Source organism: Acidobacteriota bacterium (assembly GCA_016715115.1).
In the GTDB taxonomy this organism is placed as follows: Bacteria; Acidobacteriota; Blastocatellia; order Pyrinomonadales; family Pyrinomonadaceae; genus JAFDVJ01.
In genome coordinates, this window is record JADKBM010000013.1 from 387,660 (window position 1) to 413,012 (window position 25,353).

The 25,353-nt window shown below is 54.1% G+C and carries 28 protein-coding genes; 10 read left to right on the plus strand and 18 right to left on the minus strand.

What is annotated here, in order from left to right; all coding sequences use genetic code 11:
- The first annotated feature begins 71 nt into the window (after positions 1–71).
- The 3 genes from IPN69_16530 (at position 72) to IPN69_16540 (ending at position 3,326) form a co-directional block, all read left to right on the plus strand.
- Positions 72–1,967 carry a cytochrome b/b6 domain-containing protein gene (locus IPN69_16530; protein MBK8812316.1) on the plus strand — a complete coding sequence of 632 codons (1,896 nt, stop codon included), beginning with the start codon at positions 72–74 and terminating at the stop codon, positions 1,965–1,967.
- A 685-nt stretch (positions 1,968–2,652) separates the two neighbouring features.
- A complete protein-coding gene (locus tag IPN69_16535; GenBank protein ID MBK8812317.1) occupies positions 2,653–2,811 on the plus strand; it encodes a hypothetical protein in 159 nt (52 codons plus the stop codon).
- A gap of 212 nt (positions 2,812–3,023) precedes the next feature.
- On the plus strand, positions 3,024–3,326 hold the full coding sequence (locus IPN69_16540; GenBank protein ID MBK8812318.1) for a hypothetical protein: 303 nt from the start codon (positions 3,024–3,026) through the stop codon (positions 3,324–3,326).
- A 194-nt stretch (positions 3,327–3,520) separates the two neighbouring features.
- Here IPN69_16540 and IPN69_16545 read toward each other — a convergent pair whose 3' ends face one another.
- On the minus strand, positions 3,521–5,119 hold the full coding sequence (locus IPN69_16545) for a NapC/NirT family cytochrome c (GenBank protein ID MBK8812319.1): 1,599 nt from the start codon (positions 5,117–5,119) through the stop codon (positions 3,521–3,523).
- A gap of 478 nt (positions 5,120–5,597) precedes the next feature.
- On the opposite strand from IPN69_16545, the gene IPN69_16550 reads away from it, so the two are divergent.
- Positions 5,598–5,930 (plus strand): cytochrome c, encoded by a 333-nt coding sequence (locus IPN69_16550; GenBank protein ID MBK8812320.1) that lies wholly within the window; start codon positions 5,598–5,600, stop codon positions 5,928–5,930.
- Positions 5,931–5,999: 69 nt separating this feature from the next.
- A complete protein-coding gene (locus tag IPN69_16555) occupies positions 6,000–6,227 on the plus strand; it encodes a hypothetical protein (GenBank protein MBK8812321.1) in 228 nt (75 codons plus the stop codon).
- Between the two features lie 188 nt (positions 6,228–6,415).
- Here IPN69_16555 and IPN69_16560 read toward each other — a convergent pair whose 3' ends face one another.
- From IPN69_16560 to IPN69_16575, 4 genes are all read right to left on the minus strand, one after another.
- Complete coding sequence (locus tag IPN69_16560) at positions 6,416–6,622, minus strand: hypothetical protein (protein ID MBK8812322.1); 207 nt, start codon at positions 6,620–6,622, stop codon at positions 6,416–6,418.
- Positions 6,553–9,249 (minus strand): pyruvate, phosphate dikinase, encoded by a 2,697-nt coding sequence (locus IPN69_16565; protein ID MBK8812323.1) that lies wholly within the window; start codon positions 9,247–9,249, stop codon positions 6,553–6,555. The genes IPN69_16560 and IPN69_16565 overlap by 70 nt, the downstream gene beginning before the upstream one ends.
- Before the next feature lie 495 nt (positions 9,250–9,744).
- Entirely contained in the window at positions 9,745–11,826 is a 2,082-nt protein-coding gene (locus tag IPN69_16570; protein ID MBK8812324.1) for a hypothetical protein, read from the minus strand.
- Positions 11,827–11,846: 20 nt separating this feature from the next.
- On the minus strand, positions 11,847–12,770 hold the full coding sequence (locus IPN69_16575; GenBank protein ID MBK8812325.1) for a DmsE family decaheme c-type cytochrome: 924 nt from the start codon (positions 12,768–12,770) through the stop codon (positions 11,847–11,849).
- Here IPN69_16575 and IPN69_16580 point away from each other — a divergent pair.
- Positions 12,730–13,008, plus strand: coding sequence for a hypothetical protein (locus IPN69_16580; GenBank protein ID MBK8812326.1), 279 nt, complete (start codon positions 12,730–12,732; stop codon positions 13,006–13,008). The genes IPN69_16575 and IPN69_16580 overlap by 41 nt on opposite strands.
- Positions 13,009–13,040: 32 nt before the next feature.
- On the opposite strand, the gene IPN69_16585 is transcribed toward IPN69_16580, so the two are convergent.
- The 3 genes from IPN69_16585 to IPN69_16595 all read right to left on the minus strand — a co-directional run bounded on the left by IPN69_16585 (position 13,041) and on the right by IPN69_16595 (position 14,701).
- A complete protein-coding gene (locus IPN69_16585; GenBank protein ID MBK8812327.1) occupies positions 13,041–13,403 on the minus strand; it encodes a cyclic nucleotide-binding domain-containing protein in 363 nt (120 codons plus the stop codon).
- A 234-nt stretch (positions 13,404–13,637) separates the two neighbouring features.
- Positions 13,638–14,369 (minus strand): Crp/Fnr family transcriptional regulator, encoded by a 732-nt coding sequence (locus tag IPN69_16590; protein MBK8812328.1) that lies wholly within the window; start codon positions 14,367–14,369, stop codon positions 13,638–13,640.
- A gap of 65 nt (positions 14,370–14,434) precedes the next feature.
- Positions 14,435–14,701, minus strand: a complete 267-nt coding sequence (locus tag IPN69_16595; protein MBK8812329.1) for a hypothetical protein — start codon at positions 14,699–14,701, stop codon at positions 14,435–14,437.
- Positions 14,702–14,849: 148 nt separating this feature from the next.
- Here IPN69_16595 and IPN69_16600 point away from each other — a divergent pair, with 148 nt between their 5' ends.
- Positions 14,850–15,737, plus strand: coding sequence for a dienelactone hydrolase family protein (locus IPN69_16600; GenBank protein MBK8812330.1), 888 nt, complete (start codon positions 14,850–14,852; stop codon positions 15,735–15,737).
- A 174-nt stretch (positions 15,738–15,911) separates the two neighbouring features.
- Positions 15,912–16,343: a hypothetical protein gene (locus tag IPN69_16605; protein MBK8812331.1), complete on the plus strand. Its 432-nt coding sequence runs from the start codon at positions 15,912–15,914 to the stop codon at positions 16,341–16,343.
- Positions 16,344–16,376: 33 nt separating this feature from the next.
- Here the strand turns inward: IPN69_16605 and IPN69_16610 are convergent, their stop codons facing one another.
- The 6 genes from IPN69_16610 to IPN69_16635 form a co-directional block, all read right to left on the minus strand.
- Complete coding sequence (locus tag IPN69_16610; protein ID MBK8812332.1) at positions 16,377–17,003, minus strand: carboxypeptidase regulatory-like domain-containing protein; 627 nt, start codon at positions 17,001–17,003, stop codon at positions 16,377–16,379.
- Between the two features lie 148 nt (positions 17,004–17,151).
- The gene (locus IPN69_16615) at positions 17,152–18,114 is read right to left on the minus strand and encodes a GDP-mannose 4,6-dehydratase (protein ID MBK8812333.1); all 963 of its coding nucleotides are present in this window, start codon (positions 18,112–18,114) and stop codon (positions 17,152–17,154) included.
- A 67-nt stretch (positions 18,115–18,181) separates the two neighbouring features.
- Complete coding sequence (locus tag IPN69_16620) at positions 18,182–19,120, minus strand: SDR family oxidoreductase (protein MBK8812334.1); 939 nt, start codon at positions 19,118–19,120, stop codon at positions 18,182–18,184.
- Positions 19,121–19,209: 89 nt separating this feature from the next.
- Positions 19,210–19,695 (minus strand): hypothetical protein, encoded by a 486-nt coding sequence (locus tag IPN69_16625; GenBank protein MBK8812335.1) that lies wholly within the window; start codon positions 19,693–19,695, stop codon positions 19,210–19,212.
- The gene (locus IPN69_16630) at positions 19,658–19,894 is read right to left on the minus strand and encodes a hypothetical protein (protein MBK8812336.1); all 237 of its coding nucleotides are present in this window, start codon (positions 19,892–19,894) and stop codon (positions 19,658–19,660) included. Before IPN69_16630 ends, IPN69_16625 begins: the two co-directional genes overlap by 38 nt.
- A 9-nt stretch (positions 19,895–19,903) precedes the next feature.
- Entirely contained in the window at positions 19,904–20,740 is an 837-nt protein-coding gene (locus tag IPN69_16635; GenBank protein ID MBK8812337.1) for a 5'-nucleotidase, lipoprotein e(P4) family, read from the minus strand.
- Positions 20,741–20,785: 45 nt separating this feature from the next.
- On the opposite strand from IPN69_16635, the gene IPN69_16640 reads away from it, so the two are divergent.
- Positions 20,786–20,980, plus strand: a complete 195-nt coding sequence (locus tag IPN69_16640) for a hypothetical protein (GenBank protein MBK8812338.1) — start codon at positions 20,786–20,788, stop codon at positions 20,978–20,980.
- 1 nt (position 20,981) lies between these two features.
- Here the strand turns inward: IPN69_16640 and IPN69_16645 are convergent, their stop codons facing one another.
- Together IPN69_16645 and typA are read right to left on the minus strand one after the other, a co-directional pair.
- Positions 20,982–21,317: an STAS domain-containing protein gene (locus IPN69_16645; GenBank protein MBK8812339.1), complete on the minus strand. Its 336-nt coding sequence runs from the start codon at positions 21,315–21,317 to the stop codon at positions 20,982–20,984.
- A 113-nt stretch (positions 21,318–21,430) separates the two neighbouring features.
- Positions 21,431–23,239 (minus strand): translational GTPase TypA, encoded by a 1,809-nt coding sequence (gene typA / locus IPN69_16650; GenBank protein MBK8812340.1) that lies wholly within the window; start codon positions 23,237–23,239, stop codon positions 21,431–21,433.
- A 41-nt stretch (positions 23,240–23,280) separates the two neighbouring features.
- Between typA and IPN69_16655 the strand changes: the two genes are divergently transcribed.
- Positions 23,281–24,063 carry a hypothetical protein gene (locus IPN69_16655; protein MBK8812341.1) on the plus strand — a complete coding sequence of 261 codons (783 nt, stop codon included), beginning with the start codon at positions 23,281–23,283 and terminating at the stop codon, positions 24,061–24,063.
- Here the strand turns inward: IPN69_16655 and IPN69_16660 are convergent.
- Together IPN69_16660 and IPN69_16665 are read right to left on the minus strand one after the other, a co-directional pair.
- Positions 24,060–24,236, minus strand: coding sequence for a hypothetical protein (locus IPN69_16660; protein MBK8812342.1), 177 nt, complete (start codon positions 24,234–24,236; stop codon positions 24,060–24,062). The two genes, IPN69_16655 and IPN69_16660, sit on opposite strands and share 4 nt — an antisense overlap.
- Positions 24,233–25,294 carry a VCBS repeat-containing protein gene (locus tag IPN69_16665; protein ID MBK8812343.1) on the minus strand — a complete coding sequence of 354 codons (1,062 nt, stop codon included), beginning with the start codon at positions 25,292–25,294 and terminating at the stop codon, positions 24,233–24,235. Before IPN69_16665 ends, IPN69_16660 begins: the two co-directional genes overlap by 4 nt.
- Positions 25,295–25,353 lie beyond the last annotated feature (59 nt).

Sequence of the window (25,353 nt, forward strand, 5' to 3'; positions counted from 1 at the left end):
ATTGAAACTCAAGGAACTGATTTTTGAGATCGATCTTGCTCTGAACCCTTTCAGGAGGAATTCATAAGACAATGTTGAAAAGATACGCATCAATCGCGATTGTGCTGCTTTTCCTGCTTTTTTTCTCCGCATCATATTTCTATCGTCCTACCTTGATTGAGGCGCAGGCGCAGTCCGCGGTGTCGAACTCGAACACGGCAGACGTCAAAGCGCCGAACGATCCGAAGTTGGTAATGCAGTGCGAGAGTTGTCACGGAACCGGTAAAACGCTTCCGTTTCTTGCCGGTGAGAAATTTCATAAGGAACCACATAAAGAATACGATCTCGGATTTCACGCGAAACCCGCGAACAATGGCAAAAAGGCCGCATCTTGCGTTGATTGTCATACCGTCAACGGCGATATGAGTACGATCATGTCCGCGGCAAACCCAAAGTCGACGATCTTTCGCGCGAATATTTCGCAAACCTGCGGACGCTGTCACAGCGATGCGACCGTTATGGCGAACGGCAACGGACTGTCGACGCGGCCGGCGCTGGCATATGCCGAGAGCGTCCACGGCAAGGCGCTGTCGAGAGGAAACCTCAAGGCGGCGGTCTGTACGGATTGCCATCGAAGCCACGATATTCTGCCCGGAACCGATACGTCGTCACCGATCTCGAAGTTCAACGTCGCGTTGACGTGCGGCAAGTGTCACGGTGACATTTACACCGAATTCAACGACAGCGTCCACGGCGTCTCGCTGACCCGAGGAAACTACCAGTCACCGAACTGTACGGACTGTCACGGGATCCACGGCATCAAGCCGCAAAAGGATTCCCGGCAGGCGCTCGGGCTGACCGGTTGTTCGCAATGTCACGATGGCGTCCGGTTGTCGCAGGATTTCGGTATTGCGCCAGGACGAGTTTCGAGCTTTGAAGACAGTTACCACGGCCGCGCGATGAAGCACGGCTCGGATGTCGTCGCCGATTGCGCGAGCTGTCACGGCGTACATAATATCCGGCCGTCGACCGATCCGAAGTCGCTGATTCACGCCGACAATCTCGTTGCGACCTGCGGTCAATGCCATATTGGCGCCGGCACCAACTTCGCGGTTGGCAAGGTTCATCTCGATACGCCCGCGTCGCAGGACATCGGAAGCATCGGGATCCATTGGGTGCGAAACGTCTATCTGTTCCTGATCTTCACGCTTGTCGGCGGGATGCTCGTCCATAACGGAGTCATCTGGTACCGCAAGGTAGTCGCGAAACGCAACGAAACTGTTAGGACGATCCAGAGAATGTCGGTCAATCAGCGCGTCCAGCATTGGATGTTGCTGACGAGTTTCATCGTCCTCGTGATCACCGGATTCGCCCTCGAATATCCCGACGGCTATCTTGGCATTCTGGCCGGCGGCAGCGAGGGCGTCCGGCGCATCATCCATCGCGTTGCGGCCGTCGTAATGATGGTCGGCGGGGTTTATCACGTCTTCTACCTCGCATTCTATAAGGAGGGCCGGCTGTGGCTCTGGGATATGCTGCCGTGCTGGAAGGATTTTACCGATCTCTGGCAGAACGCGATGTACTTCGTCTTCAAGAAGGGCGAAAAACCGAAATTCGCGCGATTCAGATACGCCGACAAGGCCGAGTACTGGGCCGTTGTTTGGGGAACCGTTCTGATGGGCCTGACCGGTCTGATGATCTGGTTCAAGGTCGGCTTGTTCAGCTTTTTGCCGCGCTGGGCGATCGACATCGCAATCGCTGTTCACTTCTACGAAGCGATCCTAGCGACGCTCGCGATCGTCGTCTGGCATTTCTACCACGTCATCTTCGATCCGGACGTCTATCCGCTTAACTGGGCCTTTTACGACGGCAAGATGAGCGAAGAGATGTTCAAGGAAGAACACGAACAGGCGTGGGAAGACGCTCAGAAGGAAGAGGACCAGGAGGCTGAAACGGCTGAGAGCGAAGAGGAGAATCCGCATTCGTGATTCGGGATTCTTGATTTGGGAGCTTTGAGAAACGTCCTTCCTTCAGGGACAAGCACAGATCGACGGGAATCCAGCGGATTCAAAAGTCGATCTGTGCTCATTCGCAGACTAACAACTATCAGCTATCCATTGTTAACTACTCCGAAATCACCGTCTTCTGAATAGACGAGGTCGATAACTGTGACGGAACCGTAGCAGGCGATTCGTGATTTCTGGTTGACTCGGACGAGGAGTGCCGCGCTGATTCGATTGGCGCGGCACAACAGGACTGGTCAATTCCAACACCGATTGCAGAACCGCTTTGAATGAGTCTTCGCCGATCGTCCGGTTTCCCCGACTATCAAAAGCCAGTATGATACCGTTTATGAAAGGTTGCTTCTGCCTGGTCGGCTCAGCCGTCTTTGTTTTACTTCAGATGTTCACATTGATCACTTACGCACAAGGGAAACTTGATTCGGAGGTTGTTTTCACTATCGAACGAACCGGATGTTTCGGCGATTGTCCGATTTATTCCGCCGAAATTCGTCTGGACGGCACCGTTGTCTATCACGGTGAGCGATTCGTCAAAACCGAAGGTCACCGGACACACAAGATTTCCCCGGAGGCTGTTCAGAAGTTGGTTAAATTGTTTCAAAAAAAAGACTTTCTCTCGATGAAAGATAGGTACGAGACTAACGAATTCGGAATGAGCTTGACTGACCTTCCGACCACAATAACTTCCTTTTCGCTCGACGGAAAGACCAAAACGGTCGTCAACTATTTTGGCGCACCGCGTCAACTTGAATCGCTCGAGGACGCGATCGATCGCATCGGTGGTCTCCTCGAATACATCGGCCCCGTGTAATCTTATGACAACGTTCGAAATAATCGGTTTGATTGCTGCGGGCGTTTTTGTCGTCGCGTTCTTGGCGATCGCGTTGCCCAGAACTGTCGTTTATTTCATCAAGGGACCGCTCGAAGCTCGGATTTCATCCGTCTACAGACCGGACGAAGTCTTGATAAATGATCTAACGGCGAACAGTTTCGGGCTTGAGTCGGCAGGGGTTTCGCGGCCGCGTGGCAAAGGGGGCATTGGTACTCACCGCGCAGTCCCTGCACTTTTTTATGTTTCTTCCGAAACGCGAGGTTCGTATTCCCCTTACCGCGGTTTCTGAGTTGACTTTCACGAAGAGCCATTTGGGCAAGGCTACTGTTTATGATTTGTTGAAGGTTCGGTTCTCCGTCGAGGGCAGAACCGACTCGATTGCCTTCTATCTGACCGAACCGGCATCGTGGGAGTTGAGGATTGAAGAACTCAAGGCTCAAACGGTATCGAACGGGAAGTTCGGTGTGACTCCCCCAAAACAAGACGGACCGTGATCCGCCTTGCTCGGTTCCGAAAAGGTCAGGAAATCGACGAACGAGCCTCCCGTCAAAAACGCCCCGGATGGGCTGAATCAAGCGGCAGAATTTTGCCCGCGAATTACGCCAACAATACGAAAATCGATGATTTCAAAACGGTGCCATCCCGTTTCTTAAGCGCTGAATTTTCAAGTGTGCATTTTGGCGCGATCCTACTCGATCTTTGCCTTGTGACACTCGTTGCACTGAAATTTCGAAATGTCCCCGAGATTCACCGGATGCTGGAACGCGCGGTTGCCGGTATGACATTGCGCGCATTGATAACGTGCCTTGTCGCCGAGATTCAGCGGGTGTTGGAAATCGCCGTTCGGCGGCGTGAACGTCTTGCCGCCGATCGTCTGGTCGAGCGTCGTGTGGCAGATATGACATTCGGTCCTGATCTGTTTGCCTTCCGGGCTGACGTGCCGGCCGTCGTGGCACCGGAAACAGCCCTGGAAATTCATATGACCGATGTTGTTGACGTGGCTCTGCCAGTCGGTCTTCATTTCCGGGAAGAAATATGTCGAGTAGATCCTCTGAACTTCGGTCACCGCCGCGTTGATCGACTCGGCCTTCGAGCTGGAGACATCCGGATAGTTAGCCCGATAGTATTCGGGAAGATCGCGGGCTATTGTCTGCAGTGCCTCCTCATTCGTGTTGTAGGGTTTGGATAATACCTCGACCGACTTCATCTTCAGGAAAGGCAGGGAAACGTCGAGCTTATTGGCCGAAAAAGCCGTGTCGACCGCCTGATTCGGCGATACGTAAATATGCGAAGGACGGTTATGACAGTCGACGCAGTCCATCTTGCGTTTCGGCGAACTTTCGATTAGATCCGGCGTCAAGCGGCTTTCGGTCGACGTGTATTCGACGACGCGGCCGCTGGAATCCTTGAACCGCACCCAGGCGATCTTCTGGCGCTTCTCGTCGGTCGAAATGTAGGTCACCTCGTTCGCGACGTTCATATGCCAGTGAATCCCGCCGCCTTGACCGACGGTCGGACTTCCGCCTCCGGTCTTGATCAACAGACGACTCTGGCTCATCGTATTGTCCTTGTCATATCCGAAATGCGTGAAAATCTTCATTTGCTCGCCGAAGAACTTCTCGGGCCAGTGGCAGCGTTCGCAAATGTCCTGCGCCGGGCGCAAATTATGAACGGGCGTCGGAATCGGTTTCTGGTAGCTTCCGAACGCGAGTGCCAGCAACTGACGGGCGCCTTCGAGTTTGGACTTGACGTAGAAATCGGCGCCGCCGCCGACGTGACATTCGACGCATCTGACACGCGCGTGAGCGGACGCCTTGTAAGCGGTGTTCTCGGGATGCATCACGTGACACAATTCTCCGCAGAACGCAGTCGATTCGGTGTATTCAAAGCCGCGATAACTGCCGAACGCGCTGATCATAATGAAGATGAAAGCGCCGCCGAGGAACATAAAGAAAATGCGTCGCCGTCGCGGCCCGTTGAGATCGAGGATCGGATATGCGGCAATCTCCTCAGGTGACAGCTTTCTTCGTCGCCGGTATTCAAACACGATGCCGACAAGCATCACGAAAATGCCGAACATCATCATTCCCGGCAGGAGAATGTAGATCAGGATGCCGAGATACGAGTGTTCGGTCGAACTCGACAATTCGATCAGAAAAAGCAAAACGATGCTGACGATGCTCGCCGTCGCGATAACCCCGCCGAACAGCGTGATATAGTTTTGCCAGAGACTCGGAACCTTTGGAGGTTCTGCCGTGACTTCTTGTTCTTCTTTGTCTTCGCTCATAATGTTCGCCGACCACGCGGCCCCGTAGTTGAACTCTTTCAGCTTCTCGGCTCGACGCCGGATCTAGTTAACCGGAACGCCAAATTACGACACTAAGAGACGGCAAGCGCTGTGCCGAATCTCTTTCGCAATCGGAATTTCCTTGTGGTCGAACAATATCGTCTTCGAGTCAAATCAGCTTGGTCCTATTGTAGAACCGCGGAATAGATCGGGATGTGATGCGAGTCACAGGCAATCGATTCTAACGGCGACGTGACTATTTTTCAGTCCGTCCGACTTTTTTTCACGTTGCGGAGGACTGCGGCCGATGCAAAGTGCGGAATTCTCCGCGGGCGTTATGAAAATTTTCGGAGCGCCGGGCTGGTTTCGCGCATCAGAAGGTTGAATGTGCTTATCTGAAACTTGGGCACAATTGTTGCTTGATGAAACAGCAAAGCCCTTCGGAAGGCTGGGTAGGACAAGTTATCAGGAGAAATAAATGACCATTGATCGAATAAAATTAACAGTAACAGTAATTATGATGCTCCCCCTTTTGGCTCTCTTTGCCTTTCAGGACACGGCGGTTAACGGTGCGCCGCTTGAAGATGCGGCGGCCGTTTACAAGGCCAAATGCGCAATGTGCCACGGTCAGACCGCGGAAAAGAAATTCGACGCGACGAAGTCCGACGAAGTTCTGGTCGAAATCGTGTTGAAGGGCAAAGCCGACGCCAAACCTCCGATGCCCGGTTACGAAGCGAAGGGTATGACGGCCGATGACGCTAAGGCATTGGTCGCGCATATGAAATCATTGCGCACGCCGCCGGCTGAATAACTCTTTAGATTTTCTGCCATGTTGCTCCTTGATGCAGCGCGCCGGATCGATTTCCGGCGCGCTGTTTTTGTGCTCGAAATTGAGGGGATAGAAGGGAAGCATTCCAGCGTCATCCCAGCGGATTCCATTCAGGAGCATTCCAGAGGATTCCAGGGGATTCCAGAGGGATTCCAGAGAATTCCAGAGGGATTCCAGAGGGATTCCAGAGGGATTCCAAGGGGACGAAACCAAAGCATTGCAAAGGGATACCAGAGAATTCCAATGGATTCCAAAGGGACTGCAAACGACTGCAATTAATTGCAGGAGAGGATTCCAGAGTATTCTTCTCGAATAACTCTGGAATCCTCTTCGACTCTCTGGAATCCTTTGGAATCGAATCGCTTTGGAATCCTCTTCGAATCGCTCTGGAATTCTCTGGAATCGTCCTGGAATCCTCTGGAATCCTCTCGAATCGCTCTGGAATCGTCCTGGAATCCTCTGGAATCCTATGGAATCCTCTGGAATCCCCTCGAATCGCTCTGGAATTCTCTGGAATCCCTCTGGAATTCTCTGGAATCGTCCTGGAATCCTCTGGAATTCTCTGGAATTCTCTGGAATTCTCTCGAATCGTCCTGGAATCCCGCTACGCCGCCGTTTTCAGCACTGAATGCGCGGAGGAAAGCCTGGCGATCGGAACACGGAATGGCGAACAACTCACGTAGTCGAGCCCGATCGAGTTGAAGAACTCTATTGACCGAGGGTCGCCGCCGTGTTCGCCGCAGATTCCGACCTTCAGCGACGGATTGACCCGACGCCCGCGTTCGATGGCGATCTTGATGAGTTCGCCGACGCCGACGGTGTCGAGCGTTTGAAACGGATCGTCCGGATATATCTTCTTATCGACGTAGAACGGCAGGAAACGCGCCGAATCGTCGCGGCTCAAACCGAGCGTAGTCTGGGTCAGATCGTTCGTGCCGAACGAGAAAAAGTCCGCGTCGGCCGCAATCTGGTCCGCGACCAAAGCTGCCCGCGGGAGCTCGATCATCGTTCCGACGAGGAACTTCAGTTCCATTCCGTGTTCGTCCATCACCTTTCGCGCAACTTCGCGAATGATCTCCGCCTGATTTCTAAATTCTTCGGGCGAAGAGACGAGCGGGATCATTATTTCCGGATGAACCTCGATGCCTTCACCGGCGACCTCGCACGCCGCTTCGACGATCGCGCGAACCTGCATCCGCGTCACTTCCGGAACGACGATGCCAAGACGGCAACCGCGCAGCCCGAGCATCGGATTGGCCTCTGAAAGCTGTTCGACGCGCCGCAGCAGTTTGCGCTTGTCGGCGATCTCGTCGATCAGATTGTCCATCTCTTTGGGACCCGACTGCCGTGCGCGGAATTTGAGTTCGGTCAGTTCGCCGAGAAGGTCGTGTTTGTTCGGCAGAAACTCGTGCAACGGCGGATCGAGAAGGCGGATCGTAACCGGCAGACCGGCCATCGACTTGAAGATCTCGACGAAATCTTGCTTCTGGAAGGGCAGCAATTTGTCGAGCGCTTTTTCGCGGTTGCCCGCGCCGGCGGCGAGGATCATCTCGCGCATCACTTCAAGTCGGCTCTCGCCGAAGAACATATGTTCGGTGCGGCAGAGACCGATGCCTTGGGCGCCGTAGCCGCGCGCGACCGTTGAATCGTGGCCGGTGTCGGCGTTGGCGCGCACCTTTAGCCGGCGGACGCCGTCGGCCCAGGTCATCAGCAGATCAAAGTCCTCGTCGAGGCGAGGTTGAATCGTATTGATCTTGCCGCGATAGATGTTGCCGTGTGTGCCGTCAACCGTGATCCACTCGCCTTTTGTGACGGTGACGTCGCCGACGCTGAATTCGTTGTGGCTGTAGTTGATGTTCAGATCGCTCGCGCCCGCGACGCACGGCTTGCCCATACCGCGTGCGACGACCGCCGCGTGCGAGGTCATTCCGCCGTGCTGAGTCAGGATCGCCTGTGCCAGAACCATACCGTGGAAGTCGTCCGGACTGGTCTCGCGCCGCACGAGGACGACTTTTTCGCCGGCCTTGGCGAGTTCCTCGGCTTCATCAGGCGAAAAGATAACGATTCCTTGGGCCGCGCCCGGACTCGCCGGCAAACCGGTTGCCAGAACCTGTGTTTCATCGTCCGGATCGATCATCGGATGAAGCAACTGGTCGAGTTGTTCCGCCGATACGCGCTGGATCGCTGTCGTTTGATCGATCAGACCCTCGCGCACCATCGCGACGGCGATCTTGACCGCAGACGCGCCGGTTCGTTTTCCGCTGCGCGTCTGCAGAATGAAAAGCTTGCCGCGCTCGATCGTGAACTCGATATCCTGCATTTCGTGGTAATGCATCTCGAGCTGCGCGCAGATGTCGAGCAGATTCTGATAAATGTCCGGCATTGCGGTCTGCAAGACGGAGATCGGATTGGGCGTCCGGATGCCTGCAACGACGTCCTCGCCCTGCGCATTGAGCAGATACTCACCGTAAAGCGCACGTTCGCCGGTAGAAGGATTGCGCGTGAAGCACACGCCGGTTCCGCTGGTGTCGCCGAGATTTCCGAAAACCATCGACTGAATGTTGACCGCGGTTCCGAGATCGCCCGGAATGCGATGAACGCGACGATAATCGACCGCGCGTTTTCCCATCCAGGAATCAAACACGGCAGCGATCGCCATTTTCAGCTGTTCGTCGACGTCGTCCGGAAACTCTTTGTAGTACTCGGCGTAAACGATTTTTTTGTAAGTTGCGAGAATCTCTTTCAATTCGTCCGTGGTCAGTTCCGAGTCAGTTCGGACGCCTGCCTTGTAGCGATCGAGAACGCGCTCAAACTTCTCGTGCTCGATACCGAGCACGATCTGGCTGAAAAGGGAAACGAAGCGCCGGTATGCGTCCCAGGCGAAACGCTCGTCGTTGGTGTGGCGGGCGAGCCCGACAACCGTCTGATCGTTGAGTCCAAGATTGAGGATCGTGTCCATCATTCCGGGCATCGAAACGGGCGAGCCTGAACGGACCGAAATCAAGAGCGGATCCGAGGCGTTGCCGAATCCCCGACCGAGTTTCGCTTCGAGCGCGCTAATACTGGACTTGACCTGATTCCAGAGCCCGTCGGGATAGATCTTCTCGTTAGCGTGATAAGCGTTGCAGCACTCGGTCGTGATAATGAATCCCGGAGGTATCGGCAAACCAAGTTTCGTCATGTTCGCAAGCGCGGCGCCTTTGCCACCGAGAATATTTTTGCCGTTCTGCGTGTTGGGATTTTCGAATTCCTCGAAAAGATAAGACCATTTCTTTGCGGTACTTTGTGCGTTTGGATCCATAAAATTCACCTCTGAATGCGGAATAACTGCTGAAAAAAACAATACAAAAATCGATAAATAGCGTCTTTTCAAACGATAGCAATTTCGGACCTCCGCATCTGTGACTAGTGTCACAAGCGCGGGACTCTTTTGACCCTTGGGAACAGGCGAAAAGCGGGAATGCCGTTTTTAGCATGATGTTTCGCGGGAAGAAGTTCTTGTTTCGTGATTTGGGGTAAATCAGAATCTCCGCTTGGGATGCCATCGCGGGTTCTTGATGACCTCGGAGACCGCTCGGACTTTGCGTGCGGTCTCCGAGCACGAAAATGCCTGATCGGCAAAGGGCAAGCCGGATCTTCACGCAAAGTCCGCAAAGACAGGTCGGTACCATCTGCGGCAGCGGATGGTACCGACCTGTCTTTGCGGACTCTACTGATGAGCCTGCGCGGACCGCAAAAAAATGAGAAGGCCGGACGATGCCGGCCTTCTCATTGTCCGATGAGGTCTTCTCATTCTTTAGCGGTCAGAACCGCCAAAGTAAAAGCGCAGTGACGTGTAGGGCAGGTGAGCCCTGTAGTTCTGCACAGGCGCGAACCGATCCTCATAGTTGAAGTACTGGTAGCCGATGTTCCAGTCGACCCGCCGGTGCAGTCTGAACGACGCCCGGAATTCGGGAGATTCCATTTTCATCGGATAACCGGTGAAGATGTTCTGGATCACTGTTGAGACGCGGTCGCGTTGACCGTAATCCCGGTTGTACCGATACGTCGCATAGAACGAAACCCATTTCGACGGCTTTGCTGAAACGTCGAAATAGACCGTATGATCGCGCACATAGTATTGGCTGAATCCGCGCAGGTTCTGCGTGGTCGTAAAGATCGGCGTTCCGACCGGAATGATGATCGCCGTCGAACTGGTCATATGCGTGTACGTATAACCGCCCGATATCGATACCTTCGTGATCGGCGTCCAATCCATGCTGCCGGCATAGATCCGGCTGTTGATGTCGGCACCGAAAGAGCCGACGATCGCGCTTTCCGCCGGATTCGAATTGTCTTTCGAAATTGCCGAAAGATTGACTCCGATTTTGTCGAAGGTCCAGCGGCTTCTGATGCGGAAGTTGGTGAACTTGTAATTTTCAAGACGCGAGAACACGTTGTCAGCTGACCCATGTTCGACGTCCCAGAACAACACCCAGTTCTTCATCGGCTTGATCTTCATTCCGGCGATGAGCGTGTTGGTCGAATTAGACTCCTCTTCGGTAATGAACAGCGGATTCGTCGGCGACGGCGCGGACGTAAGCGTCTGGTTATATCCGAAAAGATCGATCTTGCGATGCGTGTAGCGGTAACCAATATGGAGCGAAACACGATTGTTGAACTGATAATCGCCCTCGATCGTATTCAAGTACTTCTCGTAATCGGTCACTCTATAGGCCGCTGAACGTGTCAGAGTCGTGGGTAAAGTCGTGCCCGCGGCATTCCGCCTGAAAAGTTGTTCGGCAAGATTCTCGCCGCCGTCGATCCCGAAGCGGTCGAACGAAAACGTGTTCGAGATCCGGAAATCGTCGGTAACGTTGAACGTTACACCGAGGTCGCCACGGAACTGGACGCGTTTGACGAGCGCGCTGATGTCGAAACGATCGAGATCGACCCAGTTGTTGCTGTTGTCGCGACCAGTGATCGTTTCGACGATCGAGTTGTTCGTCGACGAACTTGAATACATTGCACGCGCCGTAAAATCAACCCGCTTCGCAATGGTGCGCTGGAGATTGAACGTCGTGAAATGCGATTTTCCGGTCGTCGGGAAATCACGCTGGAACGTGTTGATCACCGTCGTATCGGTCGTGTTGTTGCCGACCGTCGGCGCCGCGAGGAAATACTGGGTATTGTCCTTGAACAGCCGATAGCCGTGCGCCAATCCGATGTTGAAGCCGAACAGCTTGCCGTCGAGTCCGACGCGGAAATCTTTGGCATTGGTCTTGTTGTTGACATCGACCCTGAAGTCGTCGCGATAAGCGCGAGAATTCCAGGTTCCGGGGCCGCTGCCGTTTTCGAACGAACCGCCAAAACTCAACTTCAACTTGTCGCCGAGCGGATAAACGCTCAGGTCAAAATCGCCCATATCGCGATTGGTGTTGAAGTTATGCTGATTCAAGGCGTGATTCGTCAGATTGTTGTAAAGCGAAATCCGACGGAAGTTCGCCGTGAATGTGTAAAGTCCGGGGCTGTCGGCCAGGATCCGGGTGAAACCGGAACGGTCGGAACCCCAACCGGAACTGCTGATCTGTAACGTATCGAGGAAACGCCGCCGGCCGGTCGTGTTTTCCATTCTAAAACTCGAATCCCAGATGCGGAATCCGTTCCGATAATTCAGATCACTGCGAAACTTGTTGATGCTGCCGTTGACATCGAGACTGCGAATGCCGAGTTCGATGCTTGAAACTATCTTGTAGCCGTTGATGGTTTCGGGCGACGGTTCCGGCGTTTGGCCGAAAACCGAGGTTCCGAAGATCAAACTTCCAAGCGCAACGGTCGAGATGAATAAGATTCTGCAGTTCATCATTGTCTTTTTCGTAAAACGTAATGTGTCGAACATATTTTCCTCCTATTCATCATCTACCTGAAAAAGTAAACGTTCGCATTTGAACCGTGAATCTTGTTATGGCAGACCGTACAGTCGTTGTAACGGGTCGTCGCCTGATTGTGCGGTGCTTGCGGCGCTCCGCTTTCCACATCGGAAATGCTGCTGTGGCATTCCATACAGAGTTGGCGGACGTTGTTGCGTTTCAGAAGTTTCGGGTTGCTTGAACCGTGCGGTGTGTGGCACGATGCGCAGCCTTCGGTCTTAAGAGGAGCATGTTCGAAGACGAACGGGCCTTGCTTGTCGGTGTGGCACTTGACGCACGAGGCATCGCCGCCGATCGCCAGCTTCGTCTGTTTCTGTTCGAAACCGCCGTGCGCGTTGTGACAATCGCTGCATTTCATTGTTCCTTCGAGAACCTTGTGATGGAACGGTTTGCTGAACTGCGCTTTCGTTTCAGTATGACAACTGATGCACAATTGCGGTTCGCTCTTAATGAGCATCGCGACGCCGGTCGGATTCTGTTTCGAAGAATCGTTGATGAACGTTGCCGAACCCGGCATTATGTTTTTCTCGGACGGGCCGTGTGACGTGTGACAATCGGTACAACCGACGTCGTTGCGCCAGTGTTCGCCGCGTTTGAAGTTATTATGGCTTTCCTTGCCCGCGTGGCACGCGAGACAGGTTTCCGAAATTTCCTTCGAATTCTTGCCGGTGAACGAAACGATCTTGGTCTTGTCACCGCCGCCTTCGACGTGGGCTTTGCCGCCGCCGTGGCACGATTCGCAACCCTGAACCTTGTCCTTCCACTTCGGATCTTCCGATAGCTTTCCGTGTTTTGTCATCGCGACACTCTTGAACTGATCTTCGTGACACGCTTTACACGTTTCGCTCCCGACAAAATCGTCGGCATTGGAATTGGGCAAGACACTGATCGCTTCCGCTGTGTTCGAAAGCATCGCTTTTGAAAATGTTCCGGATACTGCCCAAACCAAAGTCAAAAGAATGAATGCTCCAAGCAAAGCGATTTTAACTTTCTTTGTTGAAGTCATAAGATGGCCTCCCTGGCGCATTCTGTGTTGCGCCTCGATAGTTGAAATTTTAACTAAACTGTTCAAAAAAATAGTGGTGCTTTTTGCTGCCGAAGACATTCTAGATGAGCCAATAAGGACAGTCGGTGAGTGTTATCACGTATGATATGTGACGCCCGTCACATCGAATTCTCGGACTTAAAAAGTAGCGGTTGAAAAATTCGTGTAGCTTTGCTGGGAATTCGAAGCTATGACACTCAGCAACCGGTAGCAGATCGCTGGCTCGTCGTCGAGGAATCTCAAAAAATCCTGGCGTCGAAGACATTCGAAAACGCACGGCGTGATCGTTTCGACGTTCATTTGACAAAAGGAGTTCGCGAGAAGTTCGTTCAATCCGAGGACCTCGTCGGGCTTGACCAACCGCCGGCTCGTGACCTTGTTGATCCCGTTTGTGACGGTAAGCCGCGCCTGACCCGAGTTGAGAATGTAGATGCAATCGGGAAGGTCGCCGGCCGCAAAGACCGTATCGTTCTTCGAGAATTCCTTCGGCCGCCGGATCATTCGCAGAGAATCTTCCGATCGCGGAGCCAAATCACAAAACAACTCATCGGCGAAATACGGCGGACTTACAAAATGTCCATAAAATTTACAGGTTCTGACGTTCATCGGCGTCGGGTCACAGGAAACCTCAGACGCCTCTATTCTTGCATCGGTGTGGTAATGGCTTTAGGACATTCGTCACAAAGAAAAGTGATTTGTGTCACATTTCGGGTCTTGTCTGCAATTACGTGGAAATCAACGTGTCTTGGAACGGGTTCCGATCGAATCTTCGAGTTTCTTCTTATCGTGGATGATGAGGTCCGACCCCTTGAGCGTTATCAAATGTCGTTCCTTGAACTCCTTGAGAAGCCTCGTCACCGTTTCGCGCGACGTGCCGATCATCTGTGCGATCTCCTCGTGAGTATACGAGATCTTCAAGTGCGCGCTGTCGTGTTCGTTGCAACTGGCCTTGCACCAACCGAGGAAAAGCATCGCGAGTTTGTCGGCGACCGAGTTTGAAAGCCCGAGCGAACAGATCTGCAGATACGCCGTCTGGTAACTCAGGCTCAATTGTTTTACGGCGCTCAGACAAGCCTCGGCGTTGCTTTGAAGAAATTGGAGAAACTCCGAGTTCTTGACGAAGTTGACCTGGCAGGGCTCAAGCACCTCAGCTGTCGCGATATGGACAGAGTCCGTGATCGTCGAACTCAAACCGAGAATCTCGCCCGGTTCCGCGATATGAAGAATGATGACCTTTCCATCCTTCGATCCCGTCGAGAGCTTGACCCTGCCCTGGCAAAGGATATAGACGCCGTTCGATTGCTGACCCTGCATAAACAAGGTCGAACCCTTCGGGTACGCGTTGGTGATCTTCAGCGACTCAAAGACCCGCAAATTCGTATCACGAAGATTGCAGAAGAAGTTGTTGGAGCGCATATCGCAGTCTTCGCACTTATGTTCGATCTTTAAGTTGTTCAGGACCTTCATAACTTTCGAATCTTTTTGATTGTAAAACTTTGTCGGCGAATGTGCTAATGATGGAGCGAGGGCATTCACCGTTCCTCGATGACGTCAGCCCAAACCTCTTCGTCGGCGACCTCAATGTCATCGAATCTAGTTTCGATGAGCTTGCTGTTATCTGCCAAAAGCCGTTCGCGTTCATTCGCGCGCTCACCCAGACTTCGGACGCGACGCTCGAGCGCGGCGATGCGTTTTTTTTGCTCGTAATTGAGCCGCTCGATGTACGCCATATAAAAGAACTGGAGACCGGCGACGCCGGCCAAACTCAGACACAGGCATATCAGCACGTAAACCATCATTCGACTGGATCTGCGATCGGTTTGGGCAACTCGCCGGTGCGTCTGCTCTGCCGGCACACATTCACGTTCTAAGGACCAAAACCCGATTATACTCTTGACCTCCAACTTTAGAAAAGTAAGAATCAAATCAAAATAACCGGAGATCAAAATGTATCAGGACATCAGCGATTCAAATCCCTCGGCGCCGCGCCTCGACAGGCGCGAGTTTTTCGCGACCTCGATCTTCGCGGCAGGCATTTTCGCCGCCGCCGTCGAACCGATCCAGGCGCAGACCAAGATCACGACCGATGACAAGGGGTTGATCACCGGAGAAGTCAAGATCCCGGTCGAAGGCGGCGAGATGCCGGCGTACCGCGCGATGCCGGACGCAAAGGGTAAGAAGTTCCCGGTGGTTTTGGTGGTTCACGAGATTTTCGGCGTGCACGAATGGATCCAGGACGTTTCGCGGCGTTTCGCGAAACTTGGTTTTATGGCGATTGCGCCCGCTCTTTATGCGCGCCAGGGCGATGTGAAGTCGATCACCGAGATCCGGACGCTGCAACGCGACATCTTTTCGAAGATCCCGGACAAACAGGCGATGGCCGACCTTGACGCTTCGGTCGTGTGGGCGAAGAACAACTCCGGAAATGCGAAAAAGCTGTCGATCACCGGTTTTTGTTGGGGCGGACGGATCGTTTGGCTTTATTCCGCGCACAACCCGAAGGTGGACGCCGGCGCGGCCTGGTACGGTCGTCTGATTCCGAATCCGACCGCACCCAAGAACGAACTTCAGCCGACTATGCCGATCGACATCGCGAAGGATCTGAAAGTTCCGGTGATCGGGCTCTACGGCGGTCAGGATCAGGGCATCCCGCTCGATTCGGTGCAACGTATGCAGGACGAACTGAAGAAAGGGAAGTCGAAGTCCGAGATCATCGTCTATCCGGCGGCGGGCCACGGTTTTCACGCCGACTACCGGCCGGGATTCAACAAAGAGGCGTCCGAGGACGCGTGGACGAAAGTTCAGGCTTGGTTCAGGAAGAACAAGTCGATCTAGGTTTGGAGCGTTTGGAGTTCTGCGCTTGAGCGGTCTTCGCTTTGTGCCGGGATCTCCGGGGATTGCGTCTCGCCGCCTGAAGGCGGAACTCCAAGCAAAGGCGGAACTCCAAGCAAAGGCGGAACTCCGACGCTTTCTTGAAATGTAAAGTTGATTCTCCCTTTCTAGAGTTTTATGACGACCGAAAATCTGCAGCTTGTATATACCTTACTGTGCGACGACGTGCGCCTCGAGATGGGAAACAAGATCTCTTTGATGGGGATCTTTCAGAACATAATGGTCGAGCAACTCCCGGTTTCGCTGATCAAGTTCGCGGTCGTCAACCACTGGCGCGGCGAGGGCAATCACCAGACAGAGGTGCGGATCCTCACGCCGAACAAGGGCGATGTCTTCGTCACCTCGCAGCCAACGCAAATCCAACTCGCGCCCGGCGGGTTTACCGACAACGTCAGTTTCTTCGTCAACGTCGTGTTCCCGTCGGCGGGAACCTATTGGGTCCAAACGTTGGCCGACTCCCGTGTACTCGAAGAGCTTCCGCTGATAGTCACCGACGTCAACAGCGAAGCGATGCCGACGGTTAACGATATTTCCGAATCGGTCAACTGACTTCCACGGCCGAATTGACCGGCGTAATTTGATCTATTTTTCTTGTGGCAGATTGAGGGTGATCGCCAGGCGGTAGCGCGCGGCGCTGTCGACCGATATCTCTTTCGACGCGCTCACGCCGCGGGCGGTTGCGGTTATGCGGAACGTCGCGGCGCCTTCCGGTTGGCGAAAAGTGAATTCGCCGCTAACGTTTGTGTACGCGGTTCCGAGTTTTTTGGAAGTTTCGCCGCCGCTGATCTTGACGATCTCGACCCTTGCCCCGGTAATGCTTCGTCCGTCCTGATCGAAGACGCTGCCGTTGATGAGGACGAGCGTTCCGGAATCGACGCCGAGGACGAGGCGGTCGCCGAGGTCGCGAATATCGCCGCTCTTGATCTCGACATCGTATTTGACGCCGACACTGTAACCCTGTTTGTCGAAGACGAAGTTGTAAGTCCCGGACGAAAGCCCGGTCATTTGAAAGTTGCCTTTCACGTCGGTTTTGACGCTTTTTATGTCTTTGCCGTCCTTTCGCGCGGTGACCTCGACGCCGGCGAGCCCGTCGCCCTTTGAGTTGCGTACCTTGCCTTTTGCGCCGCCGCTTTGTGCGGCCGCGCAAGTGGCGCCCGCCAAAAGCAAGAAAACCGCGATCGCGCCGATTTTAAGCAACTTCTTTGACATATCTTAACCGTTCCGGATCAGAAATCAGTTCGCGTTACCGTGGTGCGGCAACCCGAATCAACGAGTCCCGATTCATAACCTTATGAATCAATCCAGGCGTTTTGAATCACAAATCCCAAAATCCCAAAATCCCAATTCCCAAATCCCATCATTCGCCACGAAATTCCGCGGCTACATCATTGATGATGTCATCGAGCGTTCGGGTTGGCTTGTAACCGATCAGGCGGTAAACCTTTTCGAGGCTAGGAACACGGCGCTGCATATCTTCGAAACCTTCGCCGTAGGCTTCCTCGTACGGAATGTAGTGGATCTCGCTCTTGCTTCCGGTCATCGCAACCGCCTTTTCGGCAAGTCCGCGGATGGAGATCTCTTCGTCGTTTCCGACGTTGATCACCTGGCCGAAACACTCAGGACTCTCGATCAATTTCCCCAGCGCTCCGACGATGTCCGAAACGTGGCCGAAACAGCGCGATTGCGAACCGTCGCCGTGGACGATAAGCGGTTCGTTCCTGACTGCAGCTTTGACGAAGTTCGGAACGACCATTCCGTACTGCCCCGTCTGGCGCGGGCCGACGGTGTTGAATAGCCGAACGACAACCACCGGCAAGCGCGATTCCTTCCAATGCGCAAGCGCGAGGAATTCGTCGAGTTCCTTCGCGCAAGCGTACGCCCAACGGTGTTTTGAAGTCGAACCCTTGATGATGTCGTTGTCTTCGGCGAAAGGAACCTGAGTCGATTTGCCGTAAACCTCGGATGTTGACGGAATCAGGACGCGCTTGCGATATCGCGCGCAGAAACCGAGGACGATGTCGGTTCCGCGAAAGATCGTTTCGATCGTTTGGACGGGATGCTCCATAATCAGACGGACGCCGACGGCGCTCGCCATATGAAAGACACGGTCCGACTCGCGGATCAGTTCTTCCATCAACTTGGCGTTGAGCACGGTATCGATGATCAGGCGAAAGCGCTCCCGGCCTTCAAGGTGCGCGACGTTCGAATAACGTCCCGTCGAGAGATTGTCGATGACGGTGATGTCGTGACCTTCCGAGTGTAGTTTGTCCGCGAGATGCGAACCGACAAATCCGGCACCGCCGGTGATAAGTACTTTCATAGATACAGTTTAAGAGAATCTTGAAGATCAATATCGGACCGTCTGAAGGCGGAACTCAGAACAAAGATCAATCGAGAATTCGTTTTGCGAAATAATTGACGGTCTTCTTCAATCCATCCTTGAGCGGGACGGTCGGAGCCCAACCCAAAAGCGCCTGCGCGCGGCCGATGTTCGGTTGCCGCTGTTTCGGGTCGTCCTGCGGCAAAGGCAAATGCGTCACCTTGATCTCGCGTCCGACGGCCGTGGCGACTTCGTCGGCGAGTTCGTTCATCGTGAACTCGCCCGGATTTCCGATGTTGACCGGCATATGCATATCATCGCCTTCGGAGTTCATCAGTCTGATCAACCCCTCGACGAGATCGTCGACATAGCAAAACGAACGCGTCTGCTCACCGGTCCCGTAAATCGTCAGATCCTCGCCGCGCAGCGCCTGGACGATGAAATTTGAAACCACACGACCGTCGTTTTCGAGCATTCGCGGGCCGTAAGTATTGAAAATACGCACGATCCGCGTGTCGACGTTGTTCTGCCGATGGTAATCCATGAATAGCGTTTCGGCGAGCCGTTTGCCTTCGTCATAGCAGGAACGCAAGCCGATCGGATTGACGTTGCCCCAATAATCCTCGGTTTGCGGATGGATCTCGGGGTCGCCGTAAACTTCCGATGTCGACGCCTGCAAAATCCTCGCTCGGACGCGTTTTGCGAGGCCGAGCATATTGATCGCACCCATCACGCTCGTCTTCACGGTCTTGACCGGATTGTACTGGTAGTGAACAGGCGACGCCGGACAGGCGAGATTGTAGATCTGGTCGACTTCGAGAAACATCGGCTCGGTGACGTCGTGGCGGATCAGTTCGAAACGGTGATCATCCATCAGATGAAACACGTTTTCCTTTCTTCCGGTAAAAAAATTGTCGAGGCAGATAACCTCGTTGCCCTCGGCCAGAAGCCGTTCGCTGAGGTGCGAACCGATAAAACCCGCACCGCCGGTGATCAGAATTCTCATTATTGTTTATTAGTTTTGATTCTTAGTGTTTTCCGTTGAATCGCCAATCGCTAATTATCCATTAACCATAATCGAATATCAATCGAAGGCTAGTCTTCGTCGCTCAGGGCTTCGCGAAGCGCCTCAAGTTCAGGCAAGACCAGCAGATCCTTCGTTCGTCCCGCGGCCCGCTTCGCCTTTATCAGGGCGTCGATCGTCAGGACTCGAACTGGGAATCCGAAAAGTTGCTTTTCTTCGGAGTTCATCAACACAACTTCATAGTTGCCCACGCCGGCCACTTCGCCGAGCATGTCGATATCGCCAATCTCAGTCACGAAGGTGAAATTAGTTCCGTTTCGTAGCACTGCAAGATCGAATGTGAACGGCAAATTCGCGCGGAGTCCTCGCAACTTGGGAGAAAACCCGGAAAGTGCGACGACCAATTTCCGCAAGTTCTCCTTAGTTCGGGAGTAACAGAAATCTAGGTCCTGCGTGAGGTAGGCGGAGCCGTGAGCCGTGATCGCGACGCCACCAACGACCACAAATTCGACCTCAGCTTCAACCAATGACCTTAGCGCCGTTTCGAGTTGAATCATTCCTTTTCTTCCCCAATTTTGATGACTTGATCAACTCGTCGAATCCATACATTGCCTGCTGCAAATGCCGAACGCGTTGATCAGGGGTTAGTCGAAGATTTTCCACCAATAACGTCAAATCTATCCCGAATTCCTTGGCCGCGGCGATCTTGCTGCCGGGCTTCGGGTTCAACAGCTTTTCTTCCGGAGTCCGTTTCATAAGAACATTTTACGGCAATTCAAGGGCTGCCGCACGTTTTTCCGCCTTCTGCGATTCGGTCAGACGCTGGTATTCGTAGATCGCGCCCTCCCATTCGCCGTACATCGCGTTCGGAAGCACGATGAACCTGCTTCCCCAGAGTTCTTTGACGCGGTCGGTTTCGGCAAAACGGTCGGCGACGCTCTTCTTTTCAAAATAGTTGGCGAGGTCATTGAGATTGTCGCCCATCAGGATCACGATCCGATAAGTTTCGGCGATCTTCACCCTTCGCGGTTCTTTGGTTGACTCCTTTTGTCGAAGCATCACTGTCTCGTCGGAGATGTCGGGGAATCCGACAGCCTTCAGGTTGTCGATCGTCGCCTGTTTCTCGGTTTCGTCCCGGTTCGAAACATAAAAAATGCGGACGTCGCTCGCCTTTGCGAAGTTCGCGAAATCGACCGCGCCGGGAATCGCTTTCGCTTTGCGCATCGAGGTCCACGCGGCCCAGTCTTTTTGATTGAACGCCGTGTTCGTCTTGATCCCGGCGGCCTGCGCCGGCGAATTGTCGAGCATCGTCTCGTCGATGTCGACGACGACCGCTCGCGGTTTCCTGCGTTCCGCCTTCGCTAGCTTTTTGGCTGTCTTTACGTCGTCCGCGAGCGAGCGCCGCGCCCAGTTGAATGCCTGATAGCACAATGCGCGGTACTCGGCGGACTTTTGCATAAAGAGCGTCGCGCCGGTTTGATAATCGAATTGCGATTGCTGAACCGCCGGTTGCTGCTGAGCTGATTGCCCGGCCGTGAAATACATCGAGACAACCGAAATCAACGTCAAACTGAACGAGAGCAAGTAATGTTTGTGCTTCATAATCTTGTAATTGAATAGCGAATCCAACAGAATTATAGGTGAACTATGACTGAAAAAACGAAAACTGAAGAATTGGAGGAGTCGCTTGAAGGGAGTTACTACTATGATGACGCGACCGGTTACGAGCTTTTCGATCCGGATGCGCCCGACGACGCAGTCGATGAAGATGAGGAATCCGACGAGGTTCGCTTGACGCAAGGGCAAAGCCGCGCGGCATCCCGAACCACCCCGATTCCATAAACTAGCCGGCAGCGGCGCTGGTTTCGTCGTCGTAAACTTCGAGGATCGGCAAGATGCTGCTCAGCGTCAGGACCTCTTTGACCTTCGGCATTAAATTTGTGAGTTTGAGATGACCGCCGAGTTCGCTCAATGAGCCGACACCCGCCAAAATTTCTCCGGCGCCGCTTGAGTCGATGTACTTCACTTTCTCGAGGTTCAGCAGAATGTCCGTTTTGTCCTCGCCGATGAGCCGTTTTATCTCGTCGCGAAGCCGTGCCGAACCGCCGCCCATAATGATGTTGCCTTCGAGATCGAGCACCGTCATCTCACCGTTCTGTCGTTCCTGTATTTCGAGCATCGTTGATTTCCTCGTAAGTTACGGAATTATCCAAGAAAGCGATGGATCAAGTCAATTCCGGCTCCGGCCTTGTGCAATCCAACCGGACCGGTCGCAACCGGTTTCCGTCCTGACTATTTCTTCGGGCGTTCGTTCGGCTTAAGGACACGTTTGCGAAGCCGGATCGATTTCGGCGTGACCTCGACCAGTTCGTCGTCGGCGATGAATTCGAGCGCCTGTTCGAGCGAAAGATCTTTCACCGGAACGAGCCGCATCGCTTCGTCGGTCGATGTCGTGCGCATATTCGTCAGCTTCTTTTCCTTGATCGCATTGACGTCGAGATCGACGAATCGCGCGTTCTCGCCGACGATCATTCCTTCGTAAACCTTCGTCTGCGGCTTGATGAACAGCGATCCGCGTTCCTGAAGCGCATACAGAGCATAGGTCGTCGCCTCGCCGATCCGGTCCGCGACCAGCGATCCGGTTCCGCGTCCCTTGAGATCGCCCTGCCAGCGATCAAACCGCAAGAACATCGTGTTGAGCAGACCCGTTCCCTTGGTTTCCGTCAAAAACTCGCCCCGGAATCCGATCAGCCCGCGCGAAGGAACTTCGTACTCGAGCCGGACGCGTCCCGAGCCGTTGTTGATCATCTTCGTCATCTGGCCTTTGCGGCGGCCGAGCGCCTCGGTGACGACGCCGATAAACTCTTCCGGAACGTCGATCACGACGAGTTCGATCGGTTCTTGCGTTTCTCCGTTCTCGCCTTTGCGTGTGATTACTTCCGGCTTTGAAACCTGAAGTTCGTAGCCCTCGCGCCGCATCATTTCGATGAGGATCGACAACTGGAGTTCGCCGCGTCCCGAAACCTTGAAACTGTCGGGCGAATCGGTCTCCGCGACGCGGAGCGCGACGTTTCCGAGCAGTTCTTTTTCAAGGCGATCCTTGATCTGCCGGGAGGTGACGTATTTTCCTTCCGTTCCCGAAAAGGGCGACGTGTTGACGCCGAAGATCATCGCGATCGTCGGTTCATCGACGGCGATCACCGGCAACGGCCGCGGATTGTCGACGAGCGTGATCGTCTCGCCGATGTTGATGTCGTCGAATCCGGCCAGCGCGACGATCTCGCCGACGCCCGCGCGATCGGTGGTCTGCCGTTCAAGACCTTCAAATATGTAGAGCTCCTTGACGCGCGTTTTCTGCGTCGTGCCATCGCGTTTCGAAACGATGACCTCCTGGTTCTTGGCGATCTCACCCGAAAAAATGCGGCCGATCGCAAGGCGTCCGACGAATGGATTGTAGTCGATATTCGCGACCAGAAGCTGGAGCGTGTCATTGCGGATCTCGTGCGGCGCGGGAACGGTTTCGAGGATCTGATCGAACAGGGGTTGAAGGTCTTTCGAATCGTCCGCGAGGTTCTTTTTAGCGATCCCGTCGCGGGAGATCGAGTACAGGATCGGGAACTCGATCTGTTCCTCGTTCGCTCCGAGATCGATGAAAAGGTCGTAGATCTCATCGACGACCTCATCAGGCCGCGCGTCCTGGCGGTCGATCTTGTTGACGAGCGCGATCGCCGGGAGATTGAGTTCAAGCGCCTTGCGCAGAACGAATCGGGTTTGCGGCAAACATCCCTCGGCGGCGTCTACCAGCAGAACAATGCCGTCGACCATCTTCAGAACGCGCTCGACCTCGCCGCCGAAATCTGCGTGGCCCGGCGTATCGACGATGTTGATCTTGTGATCGCCGTAATGCACCGAAGTGTTTTTGGCCATGATCGTGATGCCGCGCTCGCGTTCGAGGTCCATCGAGTCCATCACGCGGTCAACGATTGTTTCGTTGTCACGGTAGACGTGCGATTGCTGAAGCATAGCGTCGACGAGGGTCGTCTTGCCGTGGTCGACGTGCGCGATGATCGCGATGTTTCTGATCTTGTTTGTTTCAATCATTGTTTTCGGCGCCTTGGAAGGCAAACAGAAATGATGACCGATTGGCGGGCAAAACGCAAAAGGGGAATGGAAAAGAAGTTCCAGATTCAAGAGATTCCCGATTCCCGATTCCAGCGATTCCAGATCCAAGCGATTCCAGATTCCAGCGATTCCAGATTCCAGCGATTCCAGATCTAAGCGATTCCAGATTCCAGCGATTCCAGATCCAAGCGATTCCAGATCCAAGCGATTCCAGATTCCAGCGATTCCAGATTCCAGCGATTCCAGATTCCAGCGATTCCAGATTCCAGCGATTCCAGATTCCAGCGATTCCAGATTCCAGCGATTCCAGATTCCAGCGATTCCAGATTCCAGCGATTCCAGATTCCAGCGATTCCAGATTCCAGCGATTCCAGATTCCAGCGATTCCAGATTCCAGCGATTCCAGATTCCAGCGATTCCAGATTCCAGCGATTCCAGATTCCAGCGATTCCAGATTCCAGCGATTCCAGATTCCAGCGATTCCAGATTCCAGCGATTCCAGATTCCAGCGATTCCAGATTCCAGCGATTCCAGATTCCAGCGATTCCAGATTCCAGCGATTCCAGATTCCAGCGATTCCAGATTCCAGCGATTCCAGATCCAAGCGATTCCAGATCCAAGCGATTCCAGATCCAAGCGATTCCAGATCCAAGCGATTCCAGATTCCAGCGATTCCAGATTCCAGCGATTCCAGATTCCAGCGATTCCGGATTCCAGCGATTCCGGATTCCAGCGATTCCAGATTCCAGCGATTCCAGATCCAAGCGATTCCAGATTCCAGCGATTCCATCTGGAATACTTAGAATCTTGGAATCTCCGGAATCCTGGAATCCTGGAATCTTGGAATCTCTGGAATCCTGGAATCCTGGAATCTTGGAATCCTGGAATCTTGGAATCTCTGGAATCCTGGAATATTGGAATCTCCGGAATCCTGGAATCCTGGAATCCTGGAATCTCTGGAATCCGGAGAATTCACCTGACAAAAGCATTCGGAACCGCAATGTCCGTGGCCGCGCCGAAATTCTGGATCAGCGTTCCGGCGGTCGATCGTTGGATGTACCACGTCGCGGCGGAAGATCTGAACACGGCGGCGTCGAATTTTCCGTCGCCGTCGTAGTCGCCGGGGGCGGGCGCGTCGCCGTTCGCGCCGAACGGGAACGAGTAGAAGGTGAAGTCTTCGGACCTCAGGATCAGCCATTCGCCGGTCGCCGGCCGCCAGATCGCGATGTCCGCCTTGCCGTCGCCGGTGTAGTCGCCCTGAACCGTTTTATCCGTCGAGACGCCGAACGTGACGGCGACGATCCCGGCCGTCGACCGGTTCAGCCACCACTGGCCAAGCGACGGACGATAGATCGCGATGTCCGCCTTGCCGTCGCCGTCGTAATCCGCGGGAACCGGAACATCGCCCGCCGCTCCGAACGTCTCGATCGTAGTTCCGCCCGAGGATTTCTGAATGTACCAGGTCAGATTCGAGGGCCGGAAAACCGCGGCGTCCGTTTTGTTGTCGCCGTCGTAATCCGCCGGGACCGGAATGTCCGACGAGGCGCCGAACGGGAACGAATAGAAACTGAAATTCTCACTTCGCAACACAAACCATTCGCCGGTCGAAGGCCGGTAGATGGCCACGTCAGCAACGCCGTCGCCGGTGAAGTCGCCCGGCGTCAGTTTGTCGGCCGAGTTGCCGAAGGTGTGGACGACCGTCCCGAGGTTCGAACGGTTCAGCCACCACTGCCCGAGCGACGGCCTGAAGATCGAGATGTCGGTCTTGCCGTCGCCGTCAAAATCGAATGGCGATTCGACCGTCGTCACCGGAATGGCCGCGCCGCCCCAGAATCCCGACATGAGCGAGAACTGGCCGCCCGTCACGGGACCGCCGGCGACCGGCTGGCCGATCGTTCCGTCAACCTGGAACGTCCCGCCCGATGCGCTTCCGCCGCCGCCGGCGATGACCGATTTCGTGATCTGGAACGTTCCGCCCGATTGCGCGAATCCAACGCCGGCAAAGATAAGGATTGCGGTGATTGTTGCTTTCATGTTGTCTAATTCGAGCTATGAGCTATGAGCTATGAGCTTCGGGCTTCGAGCGTCGAGCG

Coding starts and splice junctions, on each gene's coding strand:
- IPN69_16615 (MBK8812333.1), bottom strand. CDS start 18,114: ATGAAAGTACTTATCACCGGCGGTGCCGGATTTGTCGGTTCGCATCTC.
- IPN69_16605 (MBK8812331.1), top strand. CDS start 15,912: ATGACGACCGAAAATCTGCAGCTTGTATATACCTTACTGTGCGACGAC.
- IPN69_16535 (MBK8812317.1), top strand. CDS start 2,653: ATGAGCTTGACTGACCTTCCGACCACAATAACTTCCTTTTCGCTCGAC.
- IPN69_16645 (MBK8812339.1), bottom strand. CDS start 21,317: ATGCTCGAAATACAGGAACGACAGAACGGTGAGATGACGGTGCTCGAT.
- IPN69_16585 (MBK8812327.1), bottom strand. CDS start 13,403: ATGATCCGGCGGCCGAAGGAATTCTCGAAGAACGATACGGTCTTTGCG.
- IPN69_16665 (MBK8812343.1), bottom strand. CDS start 25,294: ATGAAAGCAACAATCACCGCAATCCTTATCTTTGCCGGCGTTGGATTC.
- IPN69_16630 (MBK8812336.1), bottom strand. CDS start 19,894: ATGAAACGGACTCCGGAAGAAAAGCTGTTGAACCCGAAGCCCGGCAGC.
- IPN69_16590 (MBK8812328.1), bottom strand. CDS start 14,369: ATGAAGGTCCTGAACAACTTAAAGATCGAACATAAGTGCGAAGACTGC.
- IPN69_16565 (MBK8812323.1), bottom strand. CDS start 9,249: ATGGATCCAAACGCACAAAGTACCGCAAAGAAATGGTCTTATCTTTTC.
- IPN69_16550 (MBK8812320.1), top strand. CDS start 5,598: ATGACCATTGATCGAATAAAATTAACAGTAACAGTAATTATGATGCTC.
- IPN69_16610 (MBK8812332.1), bottom strand. CDS start 17,003: ATGTCAAAGAAGTTGCTTAAAATCGGCGCGATCGCGGTTTTCTTGCTT.
- IPN69_16640 (MBK8812338.1), top strand. CDS start 20,786: ATGACTGAAAAAACGAAAACTGAAGAATTGGAGGAGTCGCTTGAAGGG.
- IPN69_16575 (MBK8812325.1), bottom strand. CDS start 12,770: ATGCTTTCGAACACAGCGGAAGCGATCAGTGTCTTGCCCAATTCCAAT.
- IPN69_16545 (MBK8812319.1), bottom strand. CDS start 5,119: ATGAGCGAAGACAAAGAAGAACAAGAAGTCACGGCAGAACCTCCAAAG.
- IPN69_16570 (MBK8812324.1), bottom strand. CDS start 11,826: ATGTTCGACACATTACGTTTTACGAAAAAGACAATGATGAACTGCAGA.
- typA (MBK8812340.1), bottom strand. CDS start 23,239: ATGATTGAAACAAACAAGATCAGAAACATCGCGATCATCGCGCACGTC.
- IPN69_16595 (MBK8812329.1), bottom strand. CDS start 14,701: ATGATGGTTTACGTGCTGATATGCCTGTGTCTGAGTTTGGCCGGCGTC.
- IPN69_16625 (MBK8812335.1), bottom strand. CDS start 19,695: ATGATTCAACTCGAAACGGCGCTAAGGTCATTGGTTGAAGCTGAGGTC.
- IPN69_16530 (MBK8812316.1), top strand. CDS start 72: ATGTTGAAAAGATACGCATCAATCGCGATTGTGCTGCTTTTCCTGCTT.
- IPN69_16600 (MBK8812330.1), top strand. CDS start 14,850: ATGTATCAGGACATCAGCGATTCAAATCCCTCGGCGCCGCGCCTCGAC.
- IPN69_16620 (MBK8812334.1), bottom strand. CDS start 19,120: ATGAGAATTCTGATCACCGGCGGTGCGGGTTTTATCGGTTCGCACCTC.
- IPN69_16635 (MBK8812337.1), bottom strand. CDS start 20,740: ATGAAGCACAAACATTACTTGCTCTCGTTCAGTTTGACGTTGATTTCG.